The organism is Kitasatospora sp. NBC_01266, assembly GCF_036242395.1.
Lineage (GTDB): Bacteria > Actinomycetota > Actinomycetes > Streptomycetales > Streptomycetaceae > Kitasatospora.
In genome coordinates this window covers 1,601,807-1,614,571 of sequence record NZ_CP108458.1, presented here as the reverse complement: position 1 = coordinate 1,614,571, position 12,765 = coordinate 1,601,807, and the positions used below count along the sequence as shown (strand labels likewise).

Annotated in this window: 6 protein-coding genes; 4 read left to right on the top strand and 2 right to left on the bottom strand. The window is 75.8% G+C overall.

What is annotated here, in order from left to right; all coding sequences use genetic code 11:
* Window positions 1-47 precede the first annotated feature (47 nt).
* The 3 genes from OG403_RS07140 to OG403_RS07130 are packed head-to-tail and all read left to right on the top strand — an operon-like array spanning window position 48 to window position 6,819.
* Window positions 48-1,220, top strand: coding sequence for an ATP-binding protein (locus tag OG403_RS07140; protein ID WP_329562366.1), 1,173 nt, complete (start codon window positions 48-50; stop codon window positions 1,218-1,220).
* A complete protein-coding gene (locus OG403_RS07135) occupies window positions 1,217-4,870 on the top strand; it encodes a DUF5682 family protein (RefSeq protein WP_329562364.1) in 3,654 nt (1,217 codons plus the stop codon). Before OG403_RS07140 ends, OG403_RS07135 begins: the two co-directional genes overlap by 4 nt.
* The gene (locus tag OG403_RS07130) at window positions 4,867-6,819 is read left to right on the top strand and encodes a hypothetical protein (RefSeq protein ID WP_329562362.1); all 1,953 of its coding nucleotides are present in this window, start codon (window positions 4,867-4,869) and stop codon (window positions 6,817-6,819) included. The genes OG403_RS07135 and OG403_RS07130 overlap by 4 nt, the downstream gene beginning before the upstream one ends.
* A 119-nt stretch (window positions 6,820-6,938) precedes the next feature.
* Here the strand turns inward: OG403_RS07130 and OG403_RS07125 are convergent, their stop codons facing one another.
* Both OG403_RS07125 and OG403_RS07120 read right to left on the bottom strand, forming a co-directional pair.
* Window positions 6,939-8,207: a cytochrome P450 gene (locus OG403_RS07125; protein ID WP_329562360.1), complete on the bottom strand. Its 1,269-nt coding sequence runs from the start codon at window positions 8,205-8,207 to the stop codon at window positions 6,939-6,941.
* Window positions 8,200-11,349: a non-ribosomal peptide synthetase gene (locus tag OG403_RS07120; protein WP_329562358.1), complete on the bottom strand. Its 3,150-nt coding sequence runs from the start codon at window positions 11,347-11,349 to the stop codon at window positions 8,200-8,202. Before OG403_RS07120 ends, OG403_RS07125 begins: the two co-directional genes overlap by 8 nt.
* A gap of 804 nt (window positions 11,350-12,153) precedes the next feature.
* Here OG403_RS07120 and OG403_RS07115 point away from each other — a divergent pair.
* On the top strand, window positions 12,154-12,723 hold the full coding sequence (locus tag OG403_RS07115) for a methyltransferase family protein (RefSeq protein WP_329562356.1): 570 nt from the start codon (window positions 12,154-12,156) through the stop codon (window positions 12,721-12,723).
* Window positions 12,724-12,765 lie beyond the last annotated feature (42 nt).

The window sequence follows — 12,765 nt, the reverse complement described above, 5'->3', positions numbered from 1 at the left end:
CCCGCATCCCGACCACGTTGACTTCAGTTGACTTCAGAGGAACCCAAATGCCGTCTGTCAAAGAAGAGCTGACGACCATTCAGTCCCGCCAGATCCTGCCCGCCGAGGAGCGCCACGCCGCCGAACTCGCCTTCCTCGCCGCCCACGACGAGGGCCCCCGGCCGCCCGGCTGGGTGCTCACGCCGAGCGCGGTGGTGACCTTCATCTGCGGCAGCCAGGGCCAGGCGCTCACCCTGCCGCCGCGCCGCCGCAAGGACGGTGAGCTGCCGGCCAAGCTGGTGGTCGCGCCGAAGTTCGTCGGCGAGCGCGCCCTGGTGGAGCGCTGCGTGGTGACGCTGGCCGGCGAGCGCGGGCTGCTGCTGGTCGGCGAGCCCGGCACCGCCAAGTCGATGCTCTCCGAACTGCTCGCCGCCGCCGTCAGCGGCACCAGCGACCTCACCGTGCAGGGCACCGCCGGCACCACGGAGGACGCTTTCCGCTACGGCTGGAACTACGCGCTGCTGCTCGCCCAGGGGCCCACGCCCCAGGCGCTGGTCGCCTCACCGGTGATGACGGCCATGCGGACCGGCCGGGTGGCCCGGATCGAGGAGATCACCCGCTGCCTGCCGGAGGTGCAGGACGCGCTGGTGTCGATCCTCTCCGACCGTCGTCTCAACATCCCCGAGCTGGCCGGGACTTCGGACGCTTCGGCGGCGGCCGTGCCCGGCTTCACGGTGATCGCCACCGCGAACCTGCGCGACCGGGGCGTGTCGGAGATGTCCGCCGCGCTCAAGCGCCGGTTCAACTTCGAGACCGTCCACCCGATCGCCGACGCCGACGCCGAGCTGTCGCTGGTCCGCGGCCAGGCCACCGCCGCCGTGCAGCGGGCCGGCGCGGCCTTCGCGGTGGACGACGCGGTCCTCGACGTGCTGGTCACCGTCTTCCGCGACCTGCGCACCGGACGCTCCGCCGAGGGCTGGGACGTCGAGCGGCCCGGCACCGTGATGTCCACCGCCGAGGCCGTGCACGTCGCCTCCTCGCTCGGCGTGGCCGGCGCCTACTTCGCCGGCGCCGATGTGCTGGACCTGGTGCCCGGACACCTGCTCGGCGCCGTCCACAAGGACGACCCGGCCGACCACGGCCGGCTGCTGGGCTACTGGGACGGCCCGGTGCGGCGCCGGGCCGAGGACGGCTCCGCGCTCTGGCGCCGGCTCTGGGACCTGCGGGAGAACCTCCGTTGACCGCCGCCCCCGCCCCCATCACTGCTCCCACCGCTGCCGACCCGCGCGAGGAGGTGGCCGATTTGGCCGCCTCGGTGCGGCCCTACCTGATCGGCGTGCGGCACCACAGCCCGGCGCTGGCGGCGGTCGTGCCGGCGCTGCTCGACGCGGCCGACCCGCAGGTGCTCTGCGTCGAGCTGCCGACCGACTTCCAGCACTGGCTTCCGCACCTGGCCGACCCGGGGACGCTGGCGCCGGTGGCGCTGGCCGGGACGGACGAGAGCGGGCGGCTGGGCTTCTACCCGTTCGCCGACTTCTCGCCCGAGCTGGCCGCGATCCGCTGGGCCCACCGGCGGGGCGTCGAGGTGCGCTGCTGCGACCTGCCGATGGCCGGCCGCGACGCCTCGGCCTTCCTCGCCACCGGCGCGGAGCCGGCACCCGCCACCGCTGGGCCGGCCACCGCTGGGCCGGCCACGGCCGGGCCGGCCACCGCCGGGCCCGGCTTCGGCGACGCGCTGACCGCCGCGGGCACCGGGCGCGAGGGCGACGACCTGTGGGACCGGTCGGTCGAGGTCCGGGCGCCGGGCAGCACCCCGGAAGCCGTGCGGCGGGCCGCGCTCGCGGTCGGCTGGGCGCTGCGCCGCGACGCGGCGGCACGCGGCGGTGTGCCCGGCGTCGACTTGGCCCGCGAGGCGCACATGCGCGCGGTGATCGCCGAGGCGGCGGCGGGCGGTCGGCGGGTGGCGGCGGTGGTCGGCGCCTTCCACGGGCCCGCACTCGGCCCGCCCGCATCCGAACCAGCCGAACCCGTTGAACCGGCCGAACTGGCTGATCAGACTCCGGCCCGCGCCGAGCGGTCGCCCGCCGCCCCGGTCACCACCTCGCTGGTGCCCTACACCTTCGGCCTGCTCGACTCCCGCTCCGGCTACCCCGCCGGGATCCGCGACCCGAGGTGGCAGCAGGCCGTCCTCGCCGCGCAGGGCGACCCGGAACGGGTGCGCGACGCCGCCGCGCGGGCGATCACCGAGCTGTGCCGGGAACTGCGCGCCGCCGGCCACACCGCCGGCACCGGCGAGGCGGCCGAGACCCTGCGGCTGGCCTGCGACCTGGCCCGGCTGCGCGCCCTGCCCGCCCCCGGGCGCGGCGAACTGCTCGAAGCGGTGACCACGGTGCTCGGCCAGGGCGAGCCGCTCGGCCGTGGCCGGGCGCTGGCCCGCGCCCTGGAGAGCGTGCTGGTCGGCACCGAACGGGGCCGCACGGCCCCGGGCACCCCGCGTTCGGGGCTCGGCCCCGCCGTGGAGGCGGAACTCGACGCCCTGCGACTGCCCGGACCCGACCAGCCCGAGGCCCGCGAGCTGCGCCTGGACCCGCTGCGCTCCGCGCTGGACGCGCGCGGCGAGGTGCTGCTGCAGCGCCTGCGGATCTGCGGCGCCGGCTACGGCGAGTCGGGCGAGGTCACCGCGACCGGTGACTCGACCGCCCTCACCACCCGGTGGCGGGTGGCCTGGACACCCGCCGTCGGCGCCCGGCTCGACCTCGCGGGCATCCGGGGCGTGACCCCCGAACTCGCCGCCACCGGCACGCTGCGCGAACTCGCCCGCCGCGAGGCCGCCGAGGGCGGACCCAGCTGCGCCCAACTCCTGGACGGGCTGCGCGCCGCCGCTCACTGCGACCTGCCCACGCTGGTCGCCGAGCGGCTCGCCGAGGCCGACCGGCTGCTGCCCGCCGCCGCCACGCTGCCCGAACTCCTCACCGCGCTCGACCTGGTGGACTCGCTGCGGCGCGGCCACCTGCCGGGCACCACCCCGGCGGGCCGCGAGCAGGCCGGCGACCTCGCCGTCACCCTGCTGGACGCGGCGGTGCGCGGCCTGCCCGGCCTGGCCGGCAGCGACGACCCGCAGGACGCGACCGCGCTGGTCGCCCTCGCCACCCGAGCCGGCGACCAGCGGCTCGGCCTGCGGCTGGACGACGCGCTGGTCACCCTGGCCCGCACCGGCGCACCGCTGATCCAGGGGGCGGCCCTGGCCGCCCGGGTGCTGCTCGACCTCGACGCCGCCGACGCGCTGGGCAGCCGGGTCGCCGGCTGGCTCGACACCGCGACCGGCCCGGACGGGCGCCGCCGGCTCGCCCGGCTGCTGACCGGCCTGCTCACCGCCGGCGGTCCGCTGCTCCAGGGCGCTCCGGCGGCCCTGGACCCGCTGCTGGAGCGGGTCGAACGGCTGCCCGACCGTGGCTTCCTGGACCGGCTGCCGGCCCTGCGCGCCGGGTTCGACACGCTCGCCCCGGCCGCCCGGGACCGGCTGTTGCAGACCGTCACCGAGCGGCTGGGCGAACGCCTCGACCTGACGCTCGCCGCCGCGCCCGAGCTGATCGCGCTGTGGAGCGCGGCCGACGCGGCAGCCGTCGCGGCCCTCGGCGCGCTGCGACTGCCGGGCCTGCCTGGCCTGCCGGGGGAGACGCCGGCGCCCGAGCCGGCCGTGCCCGAAGCCCTCGCCGCACCCGCTCCCGCCGCACCCGCTCCCGAGGCACCCGCCCCCGGCGCCCCCGGCGACCGACTGACGGCCGCCGACCGCTGGCGCCTGCTGCTCGGCCGCGAACCGCAGCGGCTGCCCGCCGGCGCCTGCCGCTACGCGCACGCGCTGGACGAGCTGTACGGCACCGGGCGCGGTGAGGGTGCCGATGACCTGGCGGGCGGCGCCGGAGACGGCGGCGGGCAGCAGGCGTCCTTCCCGAGCGCGCGCGAGTGGGCGGCGGAACTCGACGCCCTGTTCGGCGCCGACGTCCGCGAAGAGGTGCTCGGCCGCGCCGCCGAGGCCGGGCGCACCGACGTGCTCGCCCAGCTCGACCCGGCCGCGGTGCGCCCCTCGGTGGAGCTGCTCACCTCCGTGCTGAACCTGGCCGGCGGGCTGCCGGAGCAGCACCTGGCCAAGCTCCGCCCGCTGGTGCGCCGACTGGTGGACGAGCTGGCCCGCGAGCTGGCGACCCGGCTGCGCCCGGCCCTGACCGGCCTGGCCACTCCTCGGCCGACCCGGCGCCCCGGCGGTCGGCTCGACCTGCCGCGCACCCTGCGGGCCAATCTGGCGCACACCCGGCGGCTCGAGGACGGGCGCACCGTCGTCGTCCCCGAGCAGCCGGTGTTCAGCACCCGGGCGCGCCGGGAGGCGGACTGGCGGCTGATCCTGGTGGTCGACGTGTCCGGCTCGATGGAGGCCTCGGTCATCTGGTCGGCCCTGACCGCCGCCGTGCTGGGCGGGGTGCCGACGCTGTCCACGCACTTCCTGGCGTTCTCGACCCAGGTGCTCGACCTGACCGAGCGGGTCAGCGACCCGCTCTCGCTGCTGCTGGAGGTCCGGGTCGGCGGTGGCACCCACATCGCGGCCGCCCTGGCCCACGCCCGCTCCCTGGTGAGCGTGCCCAGCCGCACGCTGGTGGTGGTGGTCAGCGACTTCGAGGAGGGGTACCCGCTGGGCGGCCTGCTCGGCGAGGTGCGCTCACTCGCTTCGGCCGGCGTGCACCTGATGGGCTGCGCCGCGCTGGACGACACCGGCACCCCGCGCTACTCGGTGCCGGTGGCCCGGCAACTCGTGGCCGCCGGCATGCCGGTGGCCGCACTCAGCCCCCTCGCCCTCGCCCGCTGGGTGGGCGAACGCCTCCGCGGAGAGAACCGATGACAGCTGACCTCGCTACCTCCCAACTCCCGCCGGTCGCACCGGAACTGGTCGCCGAAGCGGTCGAGGGACTGACCTCCAGGCTGCGCCGGAAGCTGGACGCGGCCGTCGCGCAGTACGCCGCCCTGCCGCTCGCCGCCGCACCGGACGGCGGCCTGCTGGTGCGCTGCGGCGAGGACGCCGAGCTCACCCTGCGGCCCGGCCCCGGTGGCACCATCACCGAAGCGGGGCAGGCCAGTTGCAGCTGCCTGCTGGCCCCGCGCTGCCTGCACCGCGCCGCACTGCTCAGCGCCTGTCCGATCGCCGAAAGTGACGAGACGTCAGAGAATGGCCCTGTCGCCGACGTTGAGCCGGTCATCGAGCCATCCGTCGAGCCGGCCGAGCCGGTGGCCCTCACCGCGCTGACCGAGGCCCAGACCCGGGCCGCCCGCGGCCTCTGGTCGGCCGCCGCGGCCGTCCTCGCCGCGGGTGTGCCCGCGGCCGGGGCGGTGCTCCAGGCCGAACTGCTGCGCGCCGCGCACACCGCGCGGCTGGCCGAGCTGCACCGGGCCGAGGCCGCCGCGCTGCGGGTGGTGGCCGGCCTGCGCGGCGCGCGGGCCCGGCGCGGCGGTCACCGGCTGGCCGACCTGGTCGCGGCGCTCCGTGAACTCCTGCTCATCACCGCCTCGTTGAGCGTGCCGTCGGACGGGGTCGACGGTCCCCGGGTGGACGCCGCACTGCTCGGCAGCGCCCGGCGCGGCTACCGGCCGGGCGGGTCGCTGCGGGTGCACGGCGTCTGCCGCGAGCCGGTGCTCACCGCGACCGGCTACGGCGGGGTGGTCACCCACCTGGTGACCGAGGACGGCCGGTGGTTCTCGGTCGCCGACGTCAAACCGGGCGGTCTGGGCCGGGCCCGCGGCGCCGGGACGGCGCCGGTGGCGCTCGGCGGTGTCGGGATCGACCACGCCCAGCTCGGCCGAGGCGGCCTGCTGGTCTCCGGCGCGACCGTCTCCGAGGACGGCCGGCTCGGTGCGGGCCGGGGCGTGCGGGCCACCCCGCTGGCCGGGGCGCACTGGTCCACCGGCGCGCTGGCCGGGCTCTTCGCCCGCCCGCTCGCCGAGGCCGTCGCCGAGCGGCTGGCCGACGGTCCGCTCGCCGACCCGGAGCGGACCGGGCGGCTGCGCGGCCTGGTGGGCTGCGATCTGGTGGTCCTCGGTGCGCGCGCCGACTGCGTGCTGGCCCGCGAGGTCGATCCGAGCGGCGCACCGCTCGACGGTCCACCGATCCGACTGCGCGCCGCGCTCGCCCACCCCGATCTCGGCTACCAGCCCAATCTCGCCCAACTCGCCGCGCACCCGGGCGTCCTGGTCCGGGTGCTGGGCCGGGTCGATCCGGACCGCGCCACCACCCTGCGACCGCTGGCGGTGGGCCCGGTGCCCGGCGCGGACCGGACGCTGCGCCTGCCGCCGAGCTGGCAGGACCGCGCCGATCTCGGCTACGACCGGCTCCAGGGCGCGCACTTCCCACCGGCCGACACCGATACCGACACCGGCGCCGCAGCCGACACCGATACCGACACCGGCGCCGCAGCCGACTCCGGTTCCGTTTCCGCTGCGGCGGCCCCCACCGGCGGTCCCGACCCGCTGGCCGACTCGCCGCTCTGGCGGGTGCGCCGGCTGGTCGAACTCGCCGTCGCCGGTGGCCGTCGCGCCGCCGCGGAGTCCGCCCGCAGCGGCGACCCGCGCACCGACGCGGCGGCGCTGCGCCGCACCGGCTTTGCCGGCGCGGCGGCGCTGACCCGCGCCCTGGTCACCGAGGCCGACCGGCGCACCCGGGACGTCTTCGGCCGGCTCGGCGACCCGGGTGCGGACCAGTACGCCTCGGCCTGGCTGGCCGCCGCGCTCCATCTCACCGCCGCCGAGCGGGAGCTGGTCCGGGCGACCTGGTCCGCCCGCCCCGGCGGGGCCGACTGAGAGCCGTGCCGACTGAGGGCTGTGCGACTGAGGGCTGTGCGACTGAGGGTTGTGCCGACTGACAGCTGTGCCGGCGCCCGGCGGGGCCGCCGGCACAGCCGCGGGTCCAGGTGGCCGGCTCAGCCCACGCGGAACGCCACCGGCAACCCCGCGTAGGCCAGCACCAGGTTGGTGGGCTTGCGGGTGGGCGCGCCCAGCAGGTGGATCGACTCGACGCGGCGCAGCAGGGACTCGAAGACCAGCCGGATCTCCAGCCGGGCCAGCGAGGCGCCCAGGCAGAAGTGCTTGCCGCTGGTGAAGGCCAGGTGCGGGTTGGGGTGGCGGTCGATCCGGAACGCGTCGGGGTCGGTGAAGACCTCCTCGTCCCGGTTGGCCGACGGCATCCAGAGGCAGAGCAGCTCGCCCGGTCGCAGCGGCGTGCCGGCCACCGTCCTGGGCTCGATGACGGTGCGGGTGAAGTGCTGCGGGGGTGTGCAGTACCGCAGGATCTCCTCCACCGCCTGATCCAGCAACTCGGGTTGGCGGCGCAGCAGGTGCCACTGCTCGGGATGCCGGGCGAAGGCCACCAGGCCACCGGTGGTGGCGTTCTTGGTGGTCTCGTTGCCGGCGATCGCCAGGTTTAGGCAGTTCAGCAGCACCTCCTCGCGGGTCAACCGGTCGCCGTCGATCTCGGCGTCCAGCAGCCGCCGGATCAGCCCGTCCTCGGCCAGCTCGGCGTGGTCGAGCAGACCGGCCAGGTGCACCATCAACTGCCCGTTGGCGGTGGCGGTGGAGTGCCGGCGGGCCGTCAGGTCGCCGACCCGCGGGTCGTCCAGGGCGAGTGAGCCGCAGACCGCGCGGCTGGCCCGGTCCGCGAGCTTGGCCCACTCCCGCTCGGGCAGGCCGAGCAGCAGCCCCGTCGCGGCGGAGGGCACCCGCTCGCTCACCGCGTCCACGAAGTCCGTCTCACCGGCCGCGACGGCCTGCGCGACCCAGGCGTCCACCCGGTCGCGCAGCACGCCGTCCATGGTCCGGGCCACCGAGCGGTTCAACCCGCCGCTGACCAGGGTGCGCAGCCGCCGGTGGCGGGGCGGATCGGTGAGCTCGATCATCTTCCCGGCGGCCGGGTCGTGGACCCCGAGTGCGGTGTCCAGGGTCATGCCCCACTCGGAGCTGAAGCCGTCCGAGTCGCGGAAGACCGCGTCGATGTCCCGGTAGCGGGTGACCGAGTGGAACCCCGGTGCGCCCTGGCGTTCCTGGTAGTACAGGCCACCGCTGCGCCGCAGCGCGGCCCACACGTGGTAGGGCGGCTCGGGCAGGAAGGAGCGCGGGTCGGTCAGATCGGGGATGGTCGGGTCCGGCGCCGTCGTGCCGCGCACCGTCGTTGCGGGCGTGCTCAGTTCAGGCATGGTGGGCTCCCTGCGACGCGGCGGCCGGGGCGGGGATGAAGCCGCAGGAGTGGAAGTACTCGATGTAGTGGTCCAGCAGTTCCTGGTCCACCGGCGGGCAGTCGATGCCGCTGCCGGCCAGGTCCGCCTCCAGTCGGGACCGGTCCAGCTGCGGGCAGATCCGCGCGGCGGCCAGCTCCTGGAGGGTGATGCCACCCGGGGTGATCCGCTTGGTGTACAGCTGCTTGAGCGGGGTGAAGGGGTGCTCGGGCCGCTTGGCCAGGTAGGCCAGCATCTCCTCGATCCAGGTCGGGTAGTCGACGGTGCGGATCCGGTGGCCGTGCGCGCGCAGCCGCTCCACCAGGTCGCCGAGCAGTGCCTCGCGCGGGTTGACCTGGTGGTAGGTCTGGCCCTCGGCGGGCCGGTGCAGCGAGAGGTGGACGATCGCGCGGGCCACGAAGTCGACCGGCACCAGGTTCAGCGCGAGGTCCAGGTCGGGGGCCAGCTCCATCTCGGTGATCAGCCGGAAGAGTTCGCAGAGTGCCGCATCGCTGTTCCAGGTGTGGCTCGTGGTGTCGCCGCAGATGTCGTACGGCCGGTGGATCGCCACCGGCAGACCCGCCCGAGCGGCGCTGCGCACCACCCCCTCCGCGACCCACTTGCTCTCCGGGTAGCCCATCGAGAGCAGCTCGACATGCTCCAGCGGGGTCTCCTCGGTGACGTGCCGCAGACCGGCCGCGCCCATGCCGTGCACCACGGCCAGGGTGGAGACGTGGTGCACCGGGATCGCGCGGCGGGCCGCCAGCCGGAGCACTTCCTGGGTGCCGTACACGTTGGCCACCCGCAGCTTCTCGTACGGGTAGAGGAAGTTGACCTCGGCACCGCAGTGGTGGATCACATCGGCGCCGGCGGCCTGCCGCTCCCAGTCCTGCTCGGTCAGGCCCAGCCGGGGGCGGGCGAGGTCGCCGATCACCGGGCGCACCCGGTCGAGGGGCAGCGGCGTGCCGATCCCGTAGCGGCGCTGCGCCTGGGCGAGCCGCTCGTGGGCGTGCGCGGTGTCGCGGGCCCGGACCAGCGCGTGGACCTGGGCGTCGGTGCGGTCCAGCAGTTCGCGCAGCAGGTAGGCGCCGAGGAACCCGGTGGCGCCGGTGAGGAAGACCTGCCGCGGCGTGCGCCAGTCCGGGCGCGGCTGCGCGTGGGCGATCCGGGGGACCTCCCACCGCAGATCGGGACGCCAGCGGTCGACCGGACCGGCCGGTGCGTCCGACTCGGGGCCGTCGGCCGCCGTCCCGCCGGTGTGCAGGATCTGCTCGACGAACGCGGTGAAGGCGGCGACCGTCGGCTCGTTCAGCAACTGGGTGATCAGCAGGTAGTTCTGCTCGTCGTCGATCTCCAACTCCTCCTGGACCCGGGCGACGAGCTGGACGGCCAGCAGGGAGTTGCCGCCGGAGTCGAAGAAGTCGTCGGTCGGCTCGGCCTGGCCGGTGGGCAGGATGGCGGCCCAGGCCGAGGCCACCGTGGCGGCCGCCGAGCCCGGTGCGGCGGGCTCGGCGCGGTCGGCGCCGGCTGCGGCGGTCGGGGCGCCGGCGGCCAGGGCCTGGGCGGGCGTCGGCAGGGCGGCGCGGTCCAGCTTTCCGCTCGCCGTCAGCGGCAGCCGCTCCAGCACCGTGACGGTGGCGGGCACCTGGTAGGCGGGCAGCCGTTCGCGCAGGTAGGCCAGCAACTCCTGGGAGCCGGGCGTGGGCCCGGGGGCGCCCCCGGTCGCCGCGTAGGCGGTCAGGTAGCGGGTGGTGCCGTCCTCGCGGGTCAGCACGGCGGCGTCCGCGACGCCGGGGTGGCCGGTCAGCGCGGTGCGGATCCCGGCCGGCTCGACCCGGAAGCCCCGGACCTTGACCTGGTCGTCGCGGCGGCCGCAGAACTCCAGCACCCCGTCGGCCCGTCGGCGGGCGAAGTCACCGCTGCGGTAGACCTGGTGCGGCACGGCGTCCGGTCCCAGGGCCAGCGTGACGAAGCGCTCGGTGCTCTGCTCGGGTGCGTTGAGGTAGCCGCCGGCCAACCCGCCGCCGCCGATGCAGAGTTCGCCCTCCTCATCGATGTCGGCCACGCTGCCGTCCGCGCGCAGGACGTGGCAGTGGGTGTCGGCGATCGGAAGGCCGATCGGCACCCCGGTCGCGTCCTCGGGCACCTCGGTGATCTCGTGCGCGGCGGCCACGCAGGCCGCCTCGGTCGGTCCGTAGGCGTTGACCAGGTGCTCGGGCCGGCCCAACTCGAGTACCCGGCGGGCCGCGTCGGGCCGTAGCGCCTCGCCGCCGGTCATCACGTAGCGCAGCCCGGCGAACAGCTGCGGCCGTTCGCGGGCCATGTGGTGGAAGATGCTGGTGGTCAGGAAGAGGACGGTGATCCGCTCCTCCCGCAGGAAGGCGTCCAGGGCGGGCGGCGAGAGCAGCAGGTCGGAGCCGACCGGCACCAGGCAGGCGCCGTTCAGCAGGGTCGGCCAGATCTCCAGCACCGAGGCGTCGAAGGAGAGCGTCGAGGCGTGCAGCACCCGGTCGGTGGGGCCGATCTCCAGGAAGCCGTTGTCGATCGCGAGTCGGGCCACGCCGCGTTGCGGCACCGCCACCGCCTTGGGCCGCCCGGTGGTGCCGGAGGTGAACATCACGTAGGCCGCGGTGGCGGCCGCCTCGGCCGGCCCGGGCAGGACCAGCTCGGCCTCGGCGTTCAGCAGGCCGGCTGCGAGCACCTCGGCGAACTCCAGCACCGGCGTGCCGGGAGCCTCGATCGCGCGCGTGCCGGGCAGCCGGACGACCGCGGCCGCGTCGCCGTCCGCCAGCATCCCGGCGATCCGCTCGGCCGGCAGCGAGGCGTCCAGCGGAAGGTAGCCGACACCTCCGAAGGCGGCGCCCAGCAGCGCCACGCAGGCCTGGGCGCCGCGCTGCCCGGCCACCGCGAGGATCGCGCCGGCCGGCACTCCGAGGTGCCGCAGCCCGCGCGCGAACTGCTCGGCGAGCGCGCCGAGTTCGGCGTAGCTGTAGTGCTCCTGCGGACCGGCCGTCGCCGGCCGGTCCGGGTGCCGTCGAACCTGTATCGCGAACAGCTCGGCCAGTGACTGCTCGTAGGGATCCGCGGTTGCCGCGGTCGTTCGCACCGCACTGTCCACGCTCATCGGCCTGTACTCCTTCGCTCCCTGGACCTACTCCGCTACCGGCTGATCAGGCCTCGCTCCGGAACGACGCGATCGTACTGACCGGAAGCGACGCCACGCGGCGCCGCGGACGCGGGTTCGGGCGCCTGCCGAGGAGCCGGGGCGGGACGGTGCGGCAGCGCGCCGGGGCCGGCGGCATGAGCTGAGATGACCGTGGACAGCGGTGCCATTGTCGAGGCCAGTGCCGGTGCGACAGGCGTTCGAGGAGGGTGGGACGCGGCTCGGCCGGGTGGCGGCGGCCGGCCCGGCGGAGCCGCTGATGGGGCGTCAACCGTGTTGTTGGTGCCGAGAGTTTCAGACGCACTCTGGCAGGTCGGCGGTGGCACGCGCACAGGTGCCCCGGACACGGCGGCGGCGGGCCCACCGCGTTGGTGGACCCGCCGCTGCCGCGTCGGTCGGACCGCGCCTGACCTGCGAGCGTTCAGCAGGTCGGTGAGGCGCGCGAGGTCGGAGTGTCGGGTCGGGCCCGGGTGTCGGGTCGGGCCCGGCACTCAGCACTGGGGCCGACGGCCGTGGTTGGCCTTGTGCTTGCAACGGCCCTTCTTCTTGCGGCGCCGCTTCGATGACATGGCCACTCCTCTCGCCGGATCGATCCGTCCGCCCCCTTCACTCCAAGGTTGCACACCGGCGACCCGGCTGCTACTCGATCCGGTACCTGATCCGGCTCCACCCGGGGGTGGAGCCGGACTCCACCCCCGGGTGCTCGCCCCCGGGAGCCGGCCTCGGAGATGCTGGTCGGACATCACCGCTGGAAGGGACGTTCCCGTGGCCCTGCCGAACCTTCTCTCGAACCTCGGAGTCCTCTGCTGGGTCGGCTACGAGCTGCTGCTGCGCCGTCGCGACGACGCGGCGGCCGGCAGCTGGCGGGCCGACACCCGCGACCAGGGCTCCACCCGGCTGCTGATGGCCTGCTACCTCGCGGCGGTGCTGGTGAACGTGGCCTTCGGCTTCGCCTCGTTCGGCCAACTGCCGTCAGCGGTCCGCTGGCTGGGCATCGCCACGCTGGTCGCCGGCCTCGCCCTGCGAGCCTGGGGGATGCGCACCCTGGGCCGCTTCTACACCCGCACCCTGCGCACCGTGGCGGAGCAGCGCGTGGTCCAGGAGGGCCCCTACCGGCTGATCCGGCACCCCGGCTACTGCGGCAGTCTGCTGGTCTGGGCGGGCGCCTCGCTCGGCCTGGGCAGCTGGCCGGCGGCGCTGATCGTGGCCGCGCTGCTGACGGCCGCCTACACCTGGCGGATCAACGCCGAGGAGCGGCTGCTGGTGGCCACCCTCGGCCCCGCCTACGTCGAGTACCGCCGCCACTCCAAGCGGCTGGTGCCCTACCTGTACTAGCTGGTGTCCTGCCCGTACCGGCGACCGTCCTGGCGGCCGTCC